Below are 18882 nucleotides of genomic sequence, written 5' to 3' on the forward strand. Positions count from 1 at the left end.
GGCGAGGATCCGCACAACAGGAACCGGCCCGAACCGCGGGACACCGCGGTTCGGGCCGGATGCCGTTGGGCGCAGCCGAACGGTGCCGCGCCCGGGCGGGCGCGGCGGGCGGCACTGCCGCCGGGGTACCGCCGGGCTGCCGCCAGCTGGCGCGGCGAGGATCCGCACAACAGGAACCCGGGCGAACCGCGGGACACCGCGGTTCGAGCCGGATGCCGTTGGGCGCAGCCGAACGGCGCCGCGCCCGGCCGGGCGCGGCGGGCAGCACTGCCGCCGGGGTACCGCCGGGCTGCCGCCAGCTGGCGCGGCGAGGACCCGCACAACAGGAACCCGGTCGAACCGCGGGACACCGCGGTTCGAGCCGGATGCCGTTGGGCGCAGCCGTACGGCGCCGCGGCGCAGCCGAACGGCGCCGCGCCCGGCCGGCCGCGCCAGCAGCCGAGCGGCGCCACGCCAGCAGGCCGCAGCGCGTCAGTCGGCAGCGGGCGGCCGCGGGGTGCCGAGTGCGGCGCGCAGGCGTGCTTCGGCGTCGTCGTCGGCGCCTGCGGCAGCGGCGACGTTCGCCTCGGCGACGGCACGGACGACCTCTTCGCGCTGGATCTTCACGCCACGAGGGGCGTCGATCCCGATGCGGACACCGTCACCGCGGGAGTCGAGCACCGTGATGACGATGTCGTCACCGATGAGGATCCGCTCGCCGACCTTCCGCGTGAGTACCAGCACCGCACCAGCCTAGCGACTCCCCCGCCGCCAGCCCGGCAGCGACGAGCACCAGGCGGCGGCGAGCATCGGTCAGAGCGTCCGGACCGGGACCCCGAGCAGGCGGACGGTCTCCGGGGTGCTCGTCTCCTCGGCGCCGATCGCCAGGATGCCGGCGATCGGGACGCCGACCTCGACCACGGCGCTGAGCATCGTGACGGCGTCCTCGTGCTTCCGCCCGACGTCGACGACGACCCACACCTGGTCCGGTGCGAGTGACGTGGTGGTCGCCACGTCGGTCCACGCCGCGACCGCGAGCAGTGCGACGCCGTCGCGCACGGCGTCGGCGCGGGCGAGGATGCCGCTCCGCCGGTCCGAGGCCGCCGTGGCACGCAGGCCGTGCCGACTCGCGAACACCCCGGCGGCGGCGTCGACGTCGGTGGCGCGGCCGACGAGCAGGACGAGGTCACCGTCCGCCGAGCGGACCACGGGTGCGGGTGCGGGTGCGGGTGCCGGAGCGGAGGGGACACCGGTGGTCGAGGGGGCGAGCAGCTCGGCGCGCAGGTCGGCCCACGGGTCGGTGTCCGGGCCTCCCGGCAGGCTGGTCACGGACGGCACCGCACCGTCGGTCGCGGACGGGAGGCCCGGCTCGACCGCGGCCGGTCGGGTGGCGGCCCGGCGCGGCGGGGCCAGTCCGTCCGCGGCGAAACCGTCGAGGACCAACGCGAAGGCGTCCGCCCGGACGGTGGCGGTGCCGTCGGAGTCGGCGATGCGGGACTCGGCTGCCTCGGCGTCGGCGAGGAGCGCCGCGATGCCCGCTCGCTTGGCCGGGGAGGAGGCGATCGCGACGCGGGCGGTCGGCGGGTCGAGCGGGTCGGGGACCTCGATGACGGCCTCGACGTGGGCCTTCCGGAACAGCCCGGCCACCCCGCCGGTGGTGACGCGTTCGGCGGAGACGATGCGCGCGCCGGGGCCGAACTCGGCGAGGACGCCGGCGCGGACCTCGTCGAGCGTCGCGCCGCTACGCTGCGATCGGATCGGCGGCACGGACCACCCCCACGGTCTCGATGGTGGAGCCCGCGGCGGTCGCCTCCTGGTACGACAGCACCGGCAGCCCGTTCGCCTGCGCCGACACCATGCGGTGCACGGCCGGGCGGAGCTGGGGGGCACAGACCAGGACGGCGGACAGGCCCTGGTCCTCGACGGCGCGGACCGAGTCCCGGACGGAGCCCAGGACCTGTTCGATCCGGTGCGCGTCGAGGAGGATCTGGCTGCCCTGCTCGGACGGCCGGAGCCCCTCGAGCATCGCCTGTTCGAGCACCGGGTCGATCATGATGACACGGAGCACCGTGCCGTCGAGGTGTCGGGCGGCCAGTGCCGGACCGAGCGAGGCGCGAGCCGACTCGACCAGGCCCTCGGGGTCGGTGGAGACCTTCGCGCGGAGGGTCAGCGCCTCGCAGATCCGGCCGAGGTCGTTGATCGGCACCCGCTCGGCGAGCAGCCCCTGCAGGACCCGCTGCAGTTCGGCCATCGAGAGCATCCCGGGCACGAGCTCCTCGACGGCGGCGGGGTTGACCTGCTTGACGCCCTCGGCCAGGACCTTGACGTCCTCGCGGGTGAGCAGCCGGGCAGCGTTGTCGCCGATCACGGCCTGCAGGTGGGTGACCAGCACGGACACGCGGTCGATGACGGTCGCGCCGGTCATCTCGGCGGCGTGCCGGAGTTCCGCGGGGACCCACTTGCCGGCGAGGCCGAACACCGGCTCGACGGTGGGGTCACCGGGCAGGCCGTCGAGCTGTTCGCCGAGGGCCAGGACGCTCCGCGCGGGGGCGGTGCCGCGACCGGCCTCGACCCCGGCGATCCGGATGGCGTAGGTGGCGGGCGGGAGGTCGATGCTGTCCCGGGTCCGGACCGGCGGGACGACGATCCCCATGTCGATGGCGATCTTGCGGCGGAGTGCACGGACCCGGCCGAGCAGGTCGTCGGAGGCGCCGGAGACCATGTCGACGAGGTCGGGGGCGAGCAGGATCTCGAGGGCGTGCACGCGCATCTGCTCGAGGAGGTCCTCGGGGGTGTCGCTCGCCGGGGCGGCGGCCGCGAGCGCCTGCTGCTCGGCGGCCGTGGCGGCGGCACGCTTCGCGTTCTGGCCGATCCGCCACCCGGTGAAGAGCAGGGTCGCGCCGATGAGCAGGAACGGCAGGATCGGCATGCCGGGGATGAACCCCATCGCGATCGCGGCAGCGCCAGCGATCATCAGGGCGGTCCGGGACTGTGACAGCTGGTCGGAGGCCGACGTGCCGATGTCGGACTCGGCCCCGGAGCGGGTGACGATCATGCCGGTCGACACGGCCATCAGGAGCGCGGGGATCTGCGACACGAGGCCGTCACCGATGGTGAGGATGCCGTAGTGCGAGAGCGCGTCCGTGATCGACATGCCGTTCTGCAGCATGCCGATCGCGATGCCGCCGACGAGGTTGATGACGAGGATCAGGATGCCGGCGATCGCGTCGCCCTTGACGAACTTCGACGCGCCGTCCATCGCGCCGTAGAAGTCGGCCTCGGCGGACACCGCCGCGCGGCGCTCCTTGGCCTGTTCGTCCGTGATGAGTCCGGCGTTGAGGTCGGCGTCGATGGCCATCTGCTTGCCGGGCATCGCGTCGAGGGTGAAGCGCGCACCGACCTCGGCGACGCGCTCGGCGCCCTTCGTGACGACGACGAACTGGATCACCACGAGGATGAGGAAGATCACCGCGCCGATGATGACCGAGCCGGCCACGGCGACGTGCCCGAAGGCCTGGATGACGTCGCCTGCGAAGCCCTGCGCGAGCACGAGGCGGGTCGAGGCGACGTTGAGCCCGAGCCGGAACAGCGTCGCGACGAGCAGCAGCGACGGGAACACCGAGAAGTCGAGCGGCTTCTTCACGAACAGCGTGGTGAGCAGGATCACCAGCGCCAGCAGGATGTTGCAGATGATGAGGACGTCCAGCAGGAACGGCGGCACCGGCAGGATCAACAGCAGGATGATGCCGACGATGAGCACCGGGACGGCGAACTTCGGCAGGTCGGCGCGCTTCATGCGGGGAGGGCCTCTCCGGGAGTGGGTTCGGTGACGGGACGCGGGGTCCGGAGCTTGCGGGGGCGGACGTCGCCGCTGAGCGTGGTCGGGTCGAGCACGGTGGCGACCTCCTCCGGGGTGGTGGGGGGGGGCGGGGTGTGCGTGCCGACGGTGGCACCGCGGGCGGCGAGCGTCATCACGAACGACAGGACGCGGGCGACGGGCGTGTAGAGGTCGACGGGGATCTCCTGACCGAGCTCGCACGCGGCGTGCAGTGCACGGGTGAGCGGGACGTCCTGGACCATCGGCACCCGTTCCTCGGTGGCCTTCAGGCGGATTGCGTCGGCGACGGGTCCGGCGCCCTTCGCCACGACCCGGGGTGCGGACTTGCCGGCCTCGTACCTGATCGCCACGGCGTAGTGGGTCGGGTTGGTCATCACGACGTCGGCGGTGCCGATCGCGGCGATCATCCGGTTCCGGCTGGCGGCGAGCTGCCGGGAGCGACGCTGCGACTTCACGAGCGGGTCACCCTCGGCCTGCTTGTTCTCGTCCTTGACCTCGCGCTTGGTCATCATCGTGCGCTTGCGGTTCCGGCGGATGACGACGAACACGTCGAGCGCGGCGAGGACGAGCCCGGCGGCGATCGCGGCGCGGAGCAGGGTGCCCGCGCCGGCTCCGGCAGCTTCGAGGACGCTCGTCAGCGGCAGCGAGCCGCTCGACATGAGCACGGGGACAAGTCCCTGCACGGCGAACCACAGCACGAGCCCGACCACCGCCGTCTTCAGCAGTGCCTTCACCCCGTTCCAGAGCGCCTGCGTACCGAACACCCGCTTCACGCCGGCGACGGGATCGAAGTGGTCCGGCTCCGGGGTGAGCTTCTTGATGTGCACGCCGCCCTGGGCGACCGCGACGGCGAGCACCGCGACGGCGACGACGGCGAGCATCGGGCCGATCGTGCTGCCGATCGAGGCGAGGGCGTCGTCGAGGACGTGCCGCATGGTGCCGATGCTCGGGTCCGCGATGACGAGGGTCACGGCGTGCAGCTGCTGCTGCCCGGCCGCCGAGGCGTGCCCGATCGTGGACGGGACCATCAGCGCGGCGACGGCGATGCCGATCCAGGCGCTGAGGTCCTGCGACCGGCCGAGCTGCCCCTTGCGGCGCACCTCGCGCATCCGCTTGTCGGATGCCTGTTCGGAGCGTTCTCCACTGTCCGACATGCCGTCACCCCCTGCCCGTGATCGCCTGGACGGCGTCGCCGGTGAGCGACGACACGACGCTCGGCAGGGCCATGAAGAGCGCGCCGGCGAACAGGACGGTGAGGCCGATCTTGATCGGGAAGCCCATCTGGAACGCGTTCAGGGCGGGGGCGACGCGGGTGAGCAGGCCCAGGCCGACGTCGGCGAGGAACAGCACGACGACGAGCGGGCCGGCGATCTGCAGTGCCGCGAGGAACATCTGCCCGAACGCCGCGACGAGCATCGGCGCGATCCCGTCGATCGGGAAGCGGCCGTCCACGAGCGGCACGCCGTCGAAGGACCGGACCAGCCCGCCGATGATCAGCTGGTAGCCGCCAGAGGCGAACAGCAGCGCGAGCGAGGCCATCTGGAACAGCCGGGTGAACTGGGCGCCGTTCACCTGCGACTGCGGGTCGTACGCCTGCGCGAGCGTGAACCCGCCGAACAGGTCGACGAGCGCGCCCGCGGACTGCACGGCCGCGAACACCAGGTACACCATGAAGCCGAGCACCAGTCCGACGAGCAGCTGGGTGACGAGGGCGACGAGGAAGGCGGCCGTGTCGAGCTGCTCGTACCCGGCGGTGACCTTCGGGGCGACGCCGATCGCGAGGCCCAGGCCGAGGATCACCTTCACGACGCCGGGGAACGCCTTGTACGAGAACGGCGGGGCGACCACGAAGAACGCGACGAGCCGGACGCCGGCGAGCATCGTGCCCTCGAGCCGGGCGGCGTCGAAGACCAGGTCCATCAGCCGCTCCCGAGCAGCTTCGGGATCATGTCGAACGCCACGTGCGTGAAGGCGATCATCTCGGAGATCATCCAGTTGCCGCAGACGACCAGGGCGATCGCCACGGCCAGGGCCTTCGGCACGAACGAGAGCGTGACCTCCTGGATCTGGGTCACGGACTGGAACAGCGAGATCGCGAAGCCGACGACGAGCGAGGTGATGAGCACGGGCGCCGCGAGCTTGCCGGCGACCAGGAGCGCCTGGAGGGTGAGGTCGATGACCGCCTGCTGGTTCACGAGAGCCCCCCGGGCACGGTGTCGGGTCCGGACCACGTCGCGCTAGACAACGTGGTAGCTCTCGATGAGCGAGGTGATGATGAGTCCCCAGCCGTCGACCAGGACGAACAGCAGGATCTTGAAGGGCAGCGAGATCATCACCGGCGGGAGCATCATCATGCCCATCGACATCAGGGCTGCGGAGACGACGAGGTCGATCACCAGGAACGGGATGAAGATGACGAACCCGATGATGAACGCGCTGCGGAGCTCCGAGATGATGAACGCCGGGATGACCGTCGTCATCGGCACGGCGGACATGTCCTTCGGGTTCGCCTGACCGGCGGCGCGGGTGATGAGGGCGACGTCCTCGTCGCGGGTCTGGTGCAGCATGAACGTCCGGAGCGGCTTGGTGCCGATCTCGACGGCCTGCTGGAAGTCGAGGTGCCCGGCCAGGTACGGCTGCACGGCGTCGTCGTTGACGTGCCCGATGACGGGTGCCATCACGAACAGCGACAGGAACAGGGCGAGTCCGGCGATCACCTGGTTCGGCGGGATCGACTGCAAGCCGAGCGCGTTCCGGGTCATGGCGAGGACGACGAAGATCTTGGTGAACGAGGTCATCATCAGCAGCAGCGCCGGTGCGACGCTGAGCAGCGTGATCCCGATCAGGGTGACCACGGCGGAGGACGGCGTGCCGTCGGGGCCGTTGACGTCGACGCTGAAGCCGCCGGTGGACGGCGTCGGCGGGGCGGTCGGGGCCGCGGGGGCGGTCGGCTGGACCACACCGGCCGCGTGGGCGCCGGTCGTGGTGAGCATGAGGAAGCCGGCCACCATCGTCAGTCCGAGGAGGACGAACAGCAGCACCCTGCCCGTGCGGGCCGCGCTCACCCGGTCCGCCGGGAGCGGAGCGCCGACGCCGCCTGGCGCCAGGTGTCCGCGGAGAGGACCGAGCCCTGCAGCTGCGTGGCCGTCGGGACGAGGGCGTTGGTGCGCGGCGCGGCGCGTCGGCCGCGCGGCCGCAGCGGCAGTGGATCGGTGGGCGTCCCGGCGGACGCGGTGTCGGACTGGAGGCTGGGTGCGGCCTGGTCCTGCCGGTCCAGTTCCGCACGGAACGCGTCCGCCGTCGGCAGTGCGACCGGGCCCGTCACGATCGTGAGTTCCGGCGCGGGTGCCCGGCCGCTCGTGAGGAGGGTCACGCCGTGCTCGGCCACGCCGAGGACGAGCCGCTCCCCGTCGACGTCGACCACGACCACGCTCGCCTTGCCGCCGATGCCCTGACGGGCGACGACCTCGAGTGACGCCGAACGACGCCCCCGGGTACGTCCCGCGCCGAACTGCCCCTTCTGCATGCGGCGGTGCAGCACCCACATGAGGGCGAGCACGACACCGAGGGAGAGCGCGACGCGGAGTGCGATGACGAGCGTGTCCACCGGGTCAGACCGTCTCGGCGACGTCGAGGATCTTGGTGATGCGGACGGCGTAGTCCTGGTCGACGACGACGACCTCGCCGTGCGCGATGAGCCGTCCGTTGAGGAGCACGTCGGCGGGGGCACCGGCGGAGCGGTCGAGTTCGACGACGGCACCGGGCTCCATGCCGAGCACGTCCCGCACCGACATCCGGGTGCGGCCGATCTCGACGGTGAGGGTCATCTCGACGCTGTTGATGCGGCCGAGGTTGCCGGCGGACAGGACCGGCGCGGCCGCGATCGGCTCGGCGACGGTGCCGTTCTCGCGGATCCGGATCGCGACCCAGCCCATCGGCTGCCCGGCGCCGGTCAGGGCGAACACCACGGCCTCCGGGTCGGCGACCAGGGCGACGGCGGAGTCGCGGCGGCCCTCACCGAGCACGCCGGCACCGAACGGGGCGACCGCTGCCTCGAGGGACGGGCGGAGGACGTCGGCGACGGACACGAGGCCGGCGTCGACGCCGCCCGCTGCCGTGATGGCGGCGAGGTCGAGCAGCACCACGGCGAGGTCCGCGGAGACGCCACCGACGAAGGAGGCGACCACGGCGTCGGCGGCACGTGCCTGCAGGTTGGCGGACGGGCCTCCCGGCTGGGCGACCGCAACGAGCGGGACGGCGGTGGGCAATGCGCTGGCGAGCGCCTCGGCGGCGGTCGTGTGCAGGGTGGAGGTGACGGCGGTCATGCGGACGGCTCCGATGCGGTGGTGGTGACGACGACGCCCGCGAGCCGCGAGCCGTTCGCGCCGACGGCGGCGGTGCCGACGGGTTCACCGTCGACGGAGATGGTGAGTGGGCGGTGCTGCGGGTGCGGCAGCGGCAGGACGTCGCCGACGGCGAGGCCGAGGACCTGTGCCGGCAGGACGGTGGCCGGGGCGAAGCGGAGCGAGACGCCGACCGGCACCGACGCGAGCTGCGCGTCGAGCAGTGCCTTCGCGTCGGCGGTCGAGACGTCGGCCGGGCGGTCGACGAGCTGGGGCAGGACGGCCTCGGCGGGCAGGGCGAGCGTGCCGGCGGCGATGCGCTCCCCCACCCGGATCTCGAACGACACGACGATCATCAGGTCGGACTTCTGGGCGGCCTGGGCGAACTGGCTGTTGAACTGGAAGGCCCCGGCGGTGACGGGCTGGTCGAGCAGCCCGCCGAGGGAGTAGCGGAGGTCGTCGAGGGCGTCCTCGACCAGGCGGCGCACGAGGGCCTGCTCGATCGGGGTGAACGTCCGCTCGGGTGTCGGCAGCGGCTTCGAGGCGCCGAGCGAGTGTGACACCCAGGCCAGGGCGGCGTCGAGCGGGACCTGCAGGACCCCCTTGGCGGTGACTCCCTCGATGGGCAGCAAGACCATCCCGGTGAGTGCGGGCAACGACGCCGCGTACTCGTCGTAGGTCATCATCGCGACCTGCTCGCAGGTGACCTGGCTGAGGACACGGACCTTCGCGGTCAGCTGCGTGCCCCACTGCCGCGCGAAGGTCTCGAAGGCGAGCTCGAGGACCCGGGCGTGCTCGCGAGCGAGCGTCGACGGGCGCGCGAAGTCGTACACCTCGGGCGCGGTCAGGGTCTCGGTCACGAGTCGTACTCTCGGCTGCCCGGGGGCGGCCGTCAGCTCTGGCCCCTCTTCTGGGGCGACGGTCGCGCCTACCCGGAGCGCGCTCCGTCCTGCGCCTTCGCGAGGCTCGGCATGAGGGCGCTGACGTCCTGGTCGGCGTTCGACAGGACCACGATGTCGACGCGGCGGTTCAACGCGAGGTCCCCGTCCGTGCTGCCCTTCGCGAGCGGCCGGCTGGACCCGAAGCCGACGGACTGGATCCGGGCGGCCGGCATCCCGCCCCGTTCGACGAGGTCACGGAGCACCCCGGTCGCGCGGGCGGCGCTGAGCTCCCAGTTCGTCGCGTACGGAGCGGTGGAGTTCCGGCTGTCGGCGTGTCCCTCGACGCTGACGTCGTGGTCGGCGCCGCGGAGGACCGGGGCGATGGCGTCCATGATCCGCTTCGCCTGGTCCGACAGGTCGGCGCTGTTCGTCCCGAAGTACGTCTCGCTGCCGATCAGCCGGACGGTGAGTCCGCGGGCGTCGACCGTGAACTGCACGTTGGAACTCTGGCCGGCCTCGTCGAGGTTGCCCTTGATCGCGGCCTCGATGGCTCTGAGGTCGTCGAGCTCCTCCTGCGCGGCCTTCACGTCCGCCTTGGCCGCGGTCTGCGGCACGACGGTGGACGCCGGGTCGACGTTGGTGTCCTTCGCGCCCGAGGCCGCGGTGGAGTGGTCCGCGTGCGCCTTGTCGGTCGAGTAGCCGGAGCCGTCCTCGACCTGGTCCTTCGTCACAACGGTGCCGGAAGCGGTGTCGACCTTCTGCGACTTCACTTCGCCGAACCCGGTGGCGAGCGAGTTCTTCAGCGCCATGTACTTCTCCTGGTCGACGGTCGACATGGCGAACAGCACGAGGAACATGCACATCAGGACCGTGATCATGTCCATGTACGAGGCCATCCAGCGCTCGTCGGGGTGTTCGGCCTCGTCGTGGCCGCGCTTCTTCCGACCACGCCCGCGCCCCCGGGGGTTGGCGCTCATGCTCAGGCCGCCAGCTGCTGGTCGTCGGCGCCGGCCTTGACCTTGGCGCTCTTGCCCGATGCACCACGGGCGCTCGGCGGCACCATCGCGGTGAGGCGCTCACCGAGGAGCCGTGGCTGGCTGCCGGCCTGCACGGCCAGGAGGCCCTCCATCAGCAGTGTCTGCCGGTCCGACTCGAGCTGGGCGAGCTTCCGGAGCTTCCCGCCGATCGGCAGCCAGAGGAAGTTGGCGGTGAGCAGACCCCACAGCGTCGCGACGAAGGCACTGGCGATGAGCGGGCCGAGTTCGTCCGGCTTGCCGAGGTTCGCCAGGACGTGGGTCAGGGAGACGACGGTGCCGATGATGCCGACTGTCGGGGCGAAGCCGCCGAGCCCCATGAAGAACGCACTCGCGCTCCGCATCGGCGCGGCGTTCGACTCGATCTCGTCCTCGAGCAGGATCCGCAGCTCGTCGCCGTCGGTGCCGTCGGCGATGTTCTGCAGCGCCTTCTTCATGAACGGGTCGTCGTGCTTGTCGGCCTCCTGCTCGAGCGCGAGCAGGCCGTTCGAACGGGCGGTCTCGGCCAGTCCGACGACGTCGTCGATGACGGCCTGCGGCGGGGTGACCTTGCCGGTGAACGCCTTCGGCGCGGACCTGAACGCCGAGAGGGCGTCCTTCAGCGTGGTGCTCGCGATGCCGCAGCCGATGGTGGCGCCGAAGACCAGGAGCATCGGCGCGGGGAGGAACAGACCGCCGAGTTCGACGTGCTCCATCTCGACCATGCCGAAGAGTGCGCCGAAGGCCAGGAGGATGCCGATGATGGTCGCGATGTCCACGTCAGCGACCTCCGTCCTGGGCGCGGAGCGGAGCGACCGGGGCGAGGGTCGGCTGCGGGCCCGTGCCGTCGCGGCCGACGGGCCGGTCGGTGCCGTACGCCATGCTGACTATGCGTGCTCGGTACCCGGCGATGCGGTCGATGACCTCGGCCAGCGACTCGCGGACGATGTACTTCGCCCCGTCGACCATGATGAGCGTCGTGTCCGGCGTCTCCTGGATGCGCTCCACGAGATCGGGGTTCACAGCGAAACCGCTGCCGTTCAGTCGCGTGACGACGATCATGGCCCGTCCTGGTTCTCGATCGACCCGCCGCCGTCCGTGGGGCAGGTGTTCGACCGCCCGTCCGTGGGTGGTCAGTACGCACTATCGGCGGACGCCCGCCGGCCGTAAGGAGGCGGACGGATCGTCAGCCGCGCTGGTCGAGCCGGAGCAGTCGGGTCTCCTCGGCGTCGTACTCGGCGCGGACCTGCCGCAGGACCAGGTCGTCGATCTCACCCTGGTCGCGCAACCGCAGGACCGTCGCCGCCTTCAGCCGGACGAGTGCGAGCTCGAGTTCGACCGCAGCGCCGCGCTGGACCAGCAGCGGGTGCTCCTCGTCGTCGCTCTCCTCGGCCTTGACGAGCGCCAGGTGACCCTCGTAGTCCTCGCGGATGCGGTCGACGATCTCCGCTTCGGCACCGGTCTTCCGGGCCAGCCGCGGCAGCGCGTCGAGAGCTTCCTCCAACGCCGTGCGCTCGGCGGATCGGCGCTCCTCGAGGACCTCGCCGCTGCCGTCGAAGGACGCCCAGCGCACGACGGCCGGCAGCACGAGCGACTGCCCGACGATGGTGACCACCACGACACCGGCGGTGACGAACACGATGAGGTCGCGGTCCGGGAACGCGCCACCGCTCTCGACCAGCCGCGGGACGGCCACGGCGGCGGCGAGCGAGACGGCGCCGCGGAACCCGGTCAACCCACTGACCAGCCGGTCGCGGTGTCCTTCGCGGGGCGAGCCTCCCGTCCGCAGCGTGACGAGCCGCACCGTCCCCCAGGTGAGGTTGAGGAACGCGAAGCGCAGGACGACGACGGTGACCGAGACGATCCCGATCAGCCCGAGGCCCCGGGCGATCTCCTGCCCGGCGAGCTCCCGGACCGCGATCGTCGCCTCGATCCCGACCAGCACGAACAGGGCGCCGTTGAGCAGGAACGTGCTGAAGGACCAGAACGACCGCACCTGCTGGCGCGTCTCGGCCCGGTCGAGCTTCGGCGCGACCTGGCTGACGACGAGCCCTGCCACCACGACCGCGAGGACGCCGGAGGCACCCACCGCCTCGGCAGCGAGGAAGGCGGCGAACGGCACCAGCAGCGTCAGCAGGTTCTCGAGCACGACCGCGTGGATCCGACGGAGGACGAGCATCCCGAGCCACGACGTCACGAGTCCGGCCGCGATCCCACCGAGGTAGGACAGGAGGAGCATGCCGGACACGTTCCAGACGGTGAGCTCCTGCTCCCCCGCCGTGACCGCGACCGCGATGCCGTAGATGACGAGCGTCGTCCCGTCGTTCACCAGGGACTCCGCGCGCAGGACGGTCGTGTTCCGACGTGGCAGCGACCGGGTCAGCGCACCGACCGCGGTGGCGTCCGTCGGCGCGACCGCGGCACCGAGCACCCACGCGGGGCCCCAGGGCATCCCGAGCAGGTGCAGGATCGTCGCCACACCGCCGGCGGTGAGCACGACCAGGAGCGTGCCCATCAGGACGATGCCGCGCAGGTTGTTCCGGATCTCGCGGAGCGAGATCGTCAGGCTCTCCCAGTAGAGCAGTGCCGGCAGGAACAGGAAGAGCACCACGTCGGCGGGTAGCTCCAGCTTCCCGAACGCGGGGATGAAGGCGATCGCGGCCCCGAAGGCGAGCAGGAGGACCGGGGGCGCGACGCGCAGCCGGTTCGAGACGGCGGTCGCGACGGCGATCGCCACCACGAGCACGACGACGAGTTCGGGCGCGATGAGTTCCATGGGGAGTCCAGCCTGACAGGGTGCGGGTGGACGTGTACGCGGTCGTCCGCTCAGCGTCCCCGCTCGGCCCGGGCCGTGAGCACCAGGAAGGTGACGTGCCCGAGCAGGGCGATGCCGAAGAACACGAGCGCGACCGCGTAGACACGGTCGAGCGTTCCGTCCCCGGTCAGCAGGAGCACGATGCAGCCGACCACGGCCGCGGACAACACCCCGACCTGCACCGTCGACCACGTCTTCCGCCATCGCGGCTGCTGTCCCTGACCGTCCACTCCCCCATCATCGGCCACGACGTACGCTGCGCTGATGGAACACACCGTCCTCGTCACCGGATCCACCGAGGGACTCGGGCGGCTCTCCGCCGAGTCCCTGCTCGCTGACGGCCACCACGTCGTCGTGCACGCACGGAACGGCAGCCGCGCCGAGACCCTGTCCGACCTCGTCGACCGTGGCGCGACCCTGGTCACGGCGGACCTCGCCGACGCGCGTGCGGTCTGGCGCCTTGCCAGCGAGCTCGGCGGCTCCGGACTCACCGCGGTCATCCACAACGCCGGGGTCCTCTCGGGGCCGGACGTCCTGCCCGTCAACGTCGTCGCGCCGTACCTGCTCACCGCGCTGCTGCCGGACGTCCGACGGCACGTCGTCCTCACGAGCGGCATGCACCGCGGCGGCTCGGCGTCGCTCGACCGGATCGACTGGCACACGTCGACCGGCTCGTCGTACTCGGACAGCAAGCTCTTCGTGACCGCGATCGCCGCTGCGCTCCCCCGCCTGCGGCCGGGCGTCGTCGCACACGCCGTCGACCCGGGTTGGGTGCCGACGAAGATGGGCGGCGCGGGGGCACCCGACGACCTGGAGGCCGGCCACCGCACACAGGACTGGCTCGCCGTCACCGACGATCCGGACGCCGAGACCCCCGGCTACTGGTACCACGGGGAGCGGGCGACACCGCAGACCGCCGTGCGCGACTCCGCGTTCCAGGACGCGCTGCTCGCCGCACTGGCGGACGTGACGGGCGAACGGATCCGACGGTCCGGTGCACCTGACTGACGGGAGGTCCGTGGCGGTGTCGCCACGGGCCTCCCGTCAGTCAGGTCCCCGGCGGCTGCCGGCCGATCCCGAGCGGGCGGTTCAGCCGATCTCGGCGGAGAAGTCCACCGGGTCGCCCGCGAGGGAGGCCTTGACCATGCGGGTCCAGTCGTCGACCAGCACCTCGGTGGCGTCCCGCTCGACCCCGTCGAGGGCCGCACGGACGACGTCCGCGGGGTCGGTCATCGGGCCGTCGTAGCCGGCCATCATGTCGGTGTCGGCGGCGCCGAGGTGGAGGCCCTGCACGGTGACTCCTCGGCCGGCGAGCTCGAGCCGGACGGCGTTGGTCATGTTCCACTCGGCCGCCTTCGCGATGGCGTACCCACCCGCGCCCGGCGCCGAGAACCAGGAGAGCGCGGAGAGGACGTTGACGATCGCACCCCCGCCGTTCCGCTCGATGACGGGCGCGAACGTCCGGACCATGTCGAGCGTTCCCCAGAGGTGGGTGTCGACGGCTCGGCGGGCGTCCGCCAGGTCGTCGGTGAGCAGCGAGCCGGACGACGAGACGCCGGCGTTGTCGATCAGCAGCGTGACGTCGCTGGCTGCTGCGGCGGCGGCCGCGACCGAGGCCGGGTCGGTGATGTCGAGGGCGAGCACCTCGACCCCGGGGACGTCGACGAGGTCGGGACGCCGGGCGGTGGCGTAGACCTTCGACGCGCCGCGTTCGAGGAGCTGTTCGACGAAGTGTCGTCCGATGCCGCGGTTCGAACCGGTGACGAGGGCGACGGATCCGGTGATGTCCATGGTGGTTTCCTTCCGCCGAACGGGTCCGTCCCGCTGCGGCTCGGTTACGGTAAGACCTCACATCAGTGTCAGGGGCAAGCCCCGAACGGAGACGACATGCGCATCGGCGACCTCGCTGCCCGGACCGGGGTGAGCGTCCGCTCGCTCCGCTACTACGAGGAGCAGGGGATGCTCACCGCCACCCGGACCGGCACCGGGCAACGGACCTACGGGACGGAGGCCGTGGACCGGGTCCGCCTCGTGCAGCAGCTCTTCGCCGCCGGACTGCCGAGCCGCACCATCGTCCGGCTCCTGCCCTGCGTCGACGCCGGTGAAGCCACGGCCGAGTCCTTCGCCCTGCTCGTGCAGGAACGCGACCGGATCACCGCACAGCTGGCCGAGCTGACGGCGACCCGGGACCGGCTCGACGAGGTCATCCACATCTCCGAGCACCCGAGTCCCGAGCACTGCCCCGCGCTCCGGACCGAGGTGCTCGCGGTGGACGAGGGCGCCGCCGCCTGACGGTCTCTCAGGTGTCTCGACGGTGCGGAGCCCTGCGGTCCGGCATGATGACGGAACCGGGGCCTCTCCCGGACTGACCCCGGGGGATGCATGTCGGACGACGGACGAGCGCACGCGGACCAGTCGACGAGCTCGTCACCGCTCATCCGGCACGGCAGGCTGCGTCGTCGCGGTCCGTTCGGGTTCGTGCTGCGCGGCGTCGCCGTCGTCGCCGCGGTCGCCGTGGTGGGGTCCGGTTCGATCGCCGCCATCGCCACCTGGCAGGTCCTGCAGAGCGCCCAGCCCTCGGTCTCCCTCGTGATGCCCGGCACCACTGCGAAGAAGGCGCCCGCGCTGACGGCCCAGTCGGGCGAGGTCAACATGCTGCTCGTCGCGACCGACACCCGCGACGGACAGGGTGCCGGGTTCGACGACCCGGCGAACCAGCAGGCGAGCAACGGCGTCGGCAACAACGACACCAACCTCCTCGTGCACATCTCGGCCGACCACTCGAACATGTCGGTCATCAGCTTCCCGCGTGACCTCGTCGTCCCGATCCCCGCGTGCACGAACGACGACGGTGCCGTCACCCCGGCCTCGTCCGCCGCGATGCTCAACACGGCGCTCTCCCGCGGCGGCGAGCAGCACGGCCTGGCCTGCGTCGCGAGCACCATCGGCAAGCTCACCGGCCTGCAGATCGCCTACGCGGGCAAGATCACCTTCGACGGGGTCGTCCGGATGGCCGACGCGGTCGGCGGTGTCACGGTCTGCCTCGCCACGCCGATCAAGGACGATGACGTCACCCCGGCGCTCGACCTGCAGCCCGGCAACCGCGAGCTCCGAGGGGCCGAGGCCGCTGCGTTCCTCCGGTCGCGACACGGCGTCGGCGACGCGAGCGACCTCGGCCGGATCAGCAACCAGCAGACGTTCATGTCCGCCCTCGCCCGCCAGACCGTCTCCGCCGGCACGCTCACCAACCCGGCGAAGGTCCTGCGGCTCGCGGACACCGCCTTCAAGAACATGGTCCTGTCGGATTCGCTCAACGACGCGGCGACCCTGGCGCGCCTCGCCCTCGCGGTCAACACCGTCGGACTCTCGAACATGGTGTTCGTCCAGTTCCCGGTCGTCGACGACCCCCAGGACCCGGCTCGGGTCCTGGTGTCCGAGGGGCCCGCGGAGACCCTGACGGCTGCGCTGCAGGCCGACGAACCGGTGCAGCTCGCCCCGAACAGCCTCGGCCGTTCCGCCGTGCGCGATCCCGACGCGCCCACCGCGAAGCCGTCGGCTCCCGCCAGCCCATCAGCCACCACCACCACCCCGCCCGTTTCCGGGAACACGACGACGCCTCCGGCGACGCCCCGGGCGAGCGCGTCCGCGGCTGAGCTGCCGGACTCGGTCTCCGGCCAGACCGCCGACACGGTGACCTGCGCGGCGAAGTCGGAGTACTAGGCCGGGCTCCGTTCAGGCACGACCGGCGAAGGTCTGCCGGCCGACCACCGTCACGACCAGCGCCAGGGCCCCGAGGACGGCCATGGACACCGCGAGGACCAGCCCACCCGAGACCGCGATGAGCAGCGCGCCGACCAGACCGGCGGCGGAGATCGCGAGGTTGAACGCCACCGGCAGGAACGCGTTCGCCAGGTCCGACTCCGTGCCGCCCGCGATCGTCAGTGCACTCTGCAACTGTGGCGCCGCACCTCCGAAGGTCAGCCCCCACAGCACGGCCGCACCGAGGACGACCGGGGCTGATCCGTGCCCGACGACGAGCAGCACCGCAGCGACGACGAAGCCGCCGAGGCTCGCCCACAGCAGCCCCCGGGGGTACCGGTCGATCAGGGCCGCCGTCAGGACGACGCCACCGATCGAGCAGACGCCGTAGACCAGCAGCACCAGGTCCGCCGAGAGACCCGTGCCGGTGTCGCGCAGGAACGGTGTGATGTACGTGTAGATCGTGTTGTGGCCCAGCATCCACACGAAGATGACGGCGAGGACGACCGGCACCCCGCGGAGGAGGAACACCCGCTGCAGCGGCAGGCGCCCGCCGGCGGGCTGTCCCGCGATGTCCGGCACCAGGAGCGTGACCAGGACGAGCAGCACGACGCCGAGCACGGAGATGCCGACGAAGGACCAGCGCCAGTCCAGCACCCCGCCGACCCAGGCGCCGAGTGGTGTGCCGAGGGCGAAACCGACCGGCGCACCCGTCGACACGATCGCCAGGGCCAGGCCACCACGGGAGGGCGGGCTGATCCGACGCCCGTACGCGGCCAGCATCCCCCACAGGACGCCGGTGGCCGCACCGCCGACGAAGCGGGAGACGAGCGAGACGACGACGTCCGACGAGATCGCGGTCACGGCGTTCGCGAGCACCAGGCAGGTCAGGGTCATGAGCAGCAGCGGCTTCCGGCGCATCCCGCGGGTGAGCGTGATGGCCGGCACGGTGACCACGACGGTGCCGAGCGCCCAGACGCTGATGAACTGACCGATGACACCCTCGCCGGTGTCCAGGTCCCGGGCCATCAGCGGCAGCAGCCCTGCCGGCATCGTCTCGGCGGACAGCAGCAGGAACCCGATCGCGGCGAGGGCGACGAGCGCGCTCCACGGGATGCGGGTCTGGGTGTCCCCCGTCGTCGTCGGGGTGGATGCGGTGGTCGTCATCGGGGTCCGTCCTGTCGGTGCTGCGGCCGGATCGACCGTACGGCGGGGCCACCGGACGGAGGACGCCCTGTCAGGGCACGTCTCGGTCGACGCCAGCCGGCCGGGAGGCGCGCATCTCGTCCGACACGCAGGTCGCCCGGGCACCGTCCCCCGCCCGTGTCGCGGCCCAGCTCGCCAGCAGCTGCAAGGACTCGGCGTCCGTGCTGCCCGGCTCCGCCGCGTAGACGAGCAGACTGTGCTCGCTGTCGAGGCCCGGCGTCAGGTTCTCGAAGTAGAGCCGGACGTCGCCGACCGCGTGGTGGTGGAAGGCCTTGACGCCGTGGGTGTGCAACCGGACCTCGTGCGCCGCCCACTTCTGCCGGAACTCCGGGCTGAGCGTCGCGAGCTCACCGATCAGGTCCCGCAGTCCGCGGTCGTCGGGGTGGCGGCCGGCCGCGGTCCGCAGCATCGCGACCGAGATGTCCGCCGCTCCCTCCCAGTCCGGGTAGAGCCGACGGGACAGGTCCTGGTGCAGGAACGCGAACCGGGCGAAGTTCGGCTGGTCGCCTCCGGTCTCGACGACGTCGCTGTACAGCGCCCGGGCGAGGTCGCTCATCGCCACCACGTCGAGACGGGCGTTCTGCACGAAGGCGACGACGTCCCGCATCGCCTCGAGCGCGAAGCGGAGCCCCGGACGGACCGACCCCGAGGTGCTCGTGCGGGCCCGGCGCACCGGTGACACGTTCGCCGACCGGGCCAGGTCGAACAGGTGCGATCGCTCGGAGTCGTCGAACCGCAGCGTCCGGGCGATCGCGTCGAGCACGGTGTCGGTGACCCCGGCCAGGTTCCCCCGCTCGATCCGCGCGTAGTACTCGGCGCTCACCCCGGCGAGGACCGCGACCTCGCCGCGTCGGAGGCCCGGGACCCGCCGACCGGCACCGCCCGGGAGTCCGACCGACTCCGGCGCGATGCGCGCGCGCCGCGACATCAGGAAGTCCCGTACCTCGTTCTCGTTCGGCATGGGCCCACGGTACGGCGGAAGGTGCCGGAGAGGGGTTCCCTGTCGCGGTACCCCGGCGGCGGTCGGGGGTCGCGGGCGTCCGGAACG

21 protein-coding genes are annotated in these 18882 nt (G+C 72.0%); 3 read left to right on the forward strand and 18 right to left on the reverse strand.

Annotated features, from left to right (window positions below):
• Nucleotides 1–471: 471 nt before the first annotated feature.
• The 15 genes from csrA to DEI89_RS02235 form a co-directional block, all read right to left on the reverse strand.
• Nucleotides 472–723, reverse strand: a complete 252-nt coding sequence (csrA, locus tag DEI89_RS02165) for a carbon storage regulator CsrA (protein WP_110902359.1) — start codon at nt 721–723, stop codon at nt 472–474.
• A 69-nt stretch (nt 724–792) separates the two neighbouring features.
• On the reverse strand, nt 793–1746 hold the full coding sequence (locus tag DEI89_RS02170; RefSeq protein WP_110902360.1) for a hypothetical protein: 954 nt from the start codon (nt 1744–1746) through the stop codon (nt 793–795).
• Nucleotides 1721–3775: a flagellar biosynthesis protein FlhA gene (locus tag DEI89_RS02175; RefSeq protein WP_110902361.1), complete on the reverse strand. Its 2055-nt coding sequence runs from the start codon at nt 3773–3775 to the stop codon at nt 1721–1723. The genes DEI89_RS02170 and DEI89_RS02175 overlap by 26 nt, the downstream gene beginning before the upstream one ends.
• Nucleotides 3772–4971: a flagellar biosynthesis protein FlhB gene (locus DEI89_RS02180; protein ID WP_110902362.1), complete on the reverse strand. Its 1200-nt coding sequence runs from the start codon at nt 4969–4971 to the stop codon at nt 3772–3774. Before DEI89_RS02180 ends, DEI89_RS02175 begins: the two co-directional genes overlap by 4 nt.
• A 4-nt stretch (nt 4972–4975) precedes the next feature.
• Complete coding sequence (locus DEI89_RS02185) at nt 4976–5737, reverse strand: flagellar biosynthetic protein FliR (protein ID WP_110902363.1); 762 nt, start codon at nt 5735–5737, stop codon at nt 4976–4978.
• Complete coding sequence (locus DEI89_RS02190; protein WP_110902510.1) at nt 5737–6012, reverse strand: flagellar biosynthetic protein FliQ; 276 nt, start codon at nt 6010–6012, stop codon at nt 5737–5739. Before DEI89_RS02190 ends, DEI89_RS02185 begins: the two co-directional genes overlap by 1 nt.
• 42 nt (nt 6013–6054) lie before the next feature.
• The gene (gene fliP / locus DEI89_RS02195; protein WP_258366098.1) at nt 6055–6828 is read right to left on the reverse strand and encodes a flagellar type III secretion system pore protein FliP; all 774 of its coding nucleotides are present in this window, start codon (nt 6826–6828) and stop codon (nt 6055–6057) included.
• A 50-nt stretch (nt 6829–6878) separates the two neighbouring features.
• Nucleotides 6879–7424 (reverse strand): flagellar biosynthetic protein FliO, encoded by a 546-nt coding sequence (locus tag DEI89_RS02200; RefSeq protein ID WP_110902365.1) that lies wholly within the window; start codon nt 7422–7424, stop codon nt 6879–6881.
• Nucleotides 7425–7428: 4 nt separating this feature from the next.
• Nucleotides 7429–8142 (reverse strand): flagellar motor switch protein FliN, encoded by a 714-nt coding sequence (gene fliN, locus DEI89_RS02205; RefSeq protein ID WP_110902366.1) that lies wholly within the window; start codon nt 8140–8142, stop codon nt 7429–7431.
• The gene (locus tag DEI89_RS02210) at nt 8139–9020 is read right to left on the reverse strand and encodes a flagellar motor switch protein FliM (protein ID WP_110902367.1); all 882 of its coding nucleotides are present in this window, start codon (nt 9018–9020) and stop codon (nt 8139–8141) included. The genes fliN and DEI89_RS02210 overlap by 4 nt, the downstream gene beginning before the upstream one ends.
• Nucleotides 9021–9088: 68 nt before the next feature.
• Complete coding sequence (locus DEI89_RS02215) at nt 9089–10018, reverse strand: flagellar motor protein MotB (protein WP_110902368.1); 930 nt, start codon at nt 10016–10018, stop codon at nt 9089–9091.
• Between the two features lie 2 nt (nt 10019–10020).
• On the reverse strand, nt 10021–10833 hold the full coding sequence (locus DEI89_RS02220) for a motility protein A (RefSeq protein ID WP_110902369.1): 813 nt from the start codon (nt 10831–10833) through the stop codon (nt 10021–10023).
• 1 nt (nt 10834) lies between these two features.
• Nucleotides 10835–11116, reverse strand: coding sequence for a flagellar FlbD family protein (locus DEI89_RS02225; protein ID WP_110902370.1), 282 nt, complete (start codon nt 11114–11116; stop codon nt 10835–10837).
• 124 nt (nt 11117–11240) lie between these two features.
• Nucleotides 11241–12830, reverse strand: a complete 1590-nt coding sequence (locus DEI89_RS02230) for a Na+/H+ antiporter (protein WP_110902371.1) — start codon at nt 12828–12830, stop codon at nt 11241–11243.
• Between the two features lie 50 nt (nt 12831–12880).
• On the reverse strand, nt 12881–13099 hold the full coding sequence (locus DEI89_RS02235) for a hypothetical protein (RefSeq protein ID WP_110902372.1): 219 nt from the start codon (nt 13097–13099) through the stop codon (nt 12881–12883).
• A 34-nt stretch (nt 13100–13133) separates the two neighbouring features.
• Here DEI89_RS02235 and DEI89_RS02240 point away from each other — a divergent pair, with 34 nt between their 5' ends.
• Nucleotides 13134–13877, forward strand: a complete 744-nt coding sequence (locus tag DEI89_RS02240; RefSeq protein ID WP_110902373.1) for an SDR family NAD(P)-dependent oxidoreductase — start codon at nt 13134–13136, stop codon at nt 13875–13877.
• 81 nt (nt 13878–13958) lie between these two features.
• Here the strand turns inward: DEI89_RS02240 and DEI89_RS02245 are convergent, their stop codons facing one another.
• Entirely contained in the window at nt 13959–14660 is a 702-nt protein-coding gene (locus DEI89_RS02245; protein WP_110902374.1) for an SDR family oxidoreductase, read from the reverse strand.
• A 96-nt stretch (nt 14661–14756) separates the two neighbouring features.
• Between DEI89_RS02245 and DEI89_RS02250 the strand changes: the two genes are divergently transcribed.
• A complete protein-coding gene (locus tag DEI89_RS02250) occupies nt 14757–15161 on the forward strand; it encodes a MerR family transcriptional regulator (RefSeq protein WP_110902375.1) in 405 nt (134 codons plus the stop codon).
• Nucleotides 15162–15251: 90 nt separating this feature from the next.
• Entirely contained in the window at nt 15252–16589 is a 1338-nt protein-coding gene (locus DEI89_RS02255) for an LCP family protein (RefSeq protein WP_110902376.1), read from the forward strand.
• A gap of 12 nt (nt 16590–16601) precedes the next feature.
• Here DEI89_RS02255 and DEI89_RS02260 read toward each other — a convergent pair whose 3' ends face one another.
• Nucleotides 16602–17795 carry an MFS transporter gene (locus DEI89_RS02260; RefSeq protein WP_110902377.1) on the reverse strand — a complete coding sequence of 398 codons (1194 nt, stop codon included), beginning with the start codon at nt 17793–17795 and terminating at the stop codon, nt 16602–16604.
• Nucleotides 17796–17865: 70 nt separating this feature from the next.
• Nucleotides 17866–18795, reverse strand: coding sequence for a helix-turn-helix transcriptional regulator (locus tag DEI89_RS02265; RefSeq protein WP_110902378.1), 930 nt, complete (start codon nt 18793–18795; stop codon nt 17866–17868).
• Between the last annotated feature and the right edge of the window lie 87 nt (nt 18796–18882).

The sequence above is a fragment of the Curtobacterium sp. MCBD17_030 genome, assembly GCF_003224255.1.
GTDB lineage: Bacteria > Actinomycetota > Actinomycetes > Actinomycetales > Microbacteriaceae > Curtobacterium.

What these genes read in the sequence shown, in the direction of transcription:
- DEI89_RS02260 (WP_110902377.1), bottom strand. Translation starts at nt 17,795, where the DNA reads ATGACGACCACCGCATCCACCCCGACGACGACGGGGGACACCCAGACC.
- DEI89_RS02225 (WP_110902370.1), bottom strand. Translation starts at nt 11,116, where the DNA reads ATGATCGTCGTCACGCGACTGAACGGCAGCGGTTTCGCTGTGAACCCC.
- DEI89_RS02185 (WP_110902363.1), bottom strand. Translation starts at nt 5,737, where the DNA reads ATGGACCTGGTCTTCGACGCCGCCCGGCTCGAGGGCACGATGCTCGCC.
- DEI89_RS02230 (WP_110902371.1), bottom strand. Translation starts at nt 12,830, where the DNA reads ATGGAACTCATCGCGCCCGAACTCGTCGTCGTGCTCGTGGTGGCGATC.
- DEI89_RS02255 (WP_110902376.1), top strand. Translation starts at nt 15,252, where the DNA reads ATGTCGGACGACGGACGAGCGCACGCGGACCAGTCGACGAGCTCGTCA.
- DEI89_RS02175 (WP_110902361.1), bottom strand. Translation starts at nt 3,775, where the DNA reads ATGAAGCGCGCCGACCTGCCGAAGTTCGCCGTCCCGGTGCTCATCGTC.
- DEI89_RS02215 (WP_110902368.1), bottom strand. Translation starts at nt 10,018, where the DNA reads ATGAGCGCCAACCCCCGGGGGCGCGGGCGTGGTCGGAAGAAGCGCGGC.
- DEI89_RS02240 (WP_110902373.1), top strand. Translation starts at nt 13,134, where the DNA reads ATGGAACACACCGTCCTCGTCACCGGATCCACCGAGGGACTCGGGCGG.
- DEI89_RS02180 (WP_110902362.1), bottom strand. Translation starts at nt 4,971, where the DNA reads ATGTCGGACAGTGGAGAACGCTCCGAACAGGCATCCGACAAGCGGATG.
- DEI89_RS02250 (WP_110902375.1), top strand. Translation starts at nt 14,757, where the DNA reads ATGCGCATCGGCGACCTCGCTGCCCGGACCGGGGTGAGCGTCCGCTCG.
- fliP (WP_258366098.1), bottom strand. Translation starts at nt 6,828, where the DNA reads ATGGTGGCCGGCTTCCTCATGCTCACCACGACCGGCGCCCACGCGGCC.
- fliN (WP_110902366.1), bottom strand. Translation starts at nt 8,142, where the DNA reads ATGACCGCCGTCACCTCCACCCTGCACACGACCGCCGCCGAGGCGCTC.
- DEI89_RS02245 (WP_110902374.1), bottom strand. Translation starts at nt 14,660, where the DNA reads ATGGACATCACCGGATCCGTCGCCCTCGTCACCGGTTCGAACCGCGGC.
- DEI89_RS02265 (WP_110902378.1), bottom strand. Translation starts at nt 18,795, where the DNA reads ATGCCGAACGAGAACGAGGTACGGGACTTCCTGATGTCGCGGCGCGCG.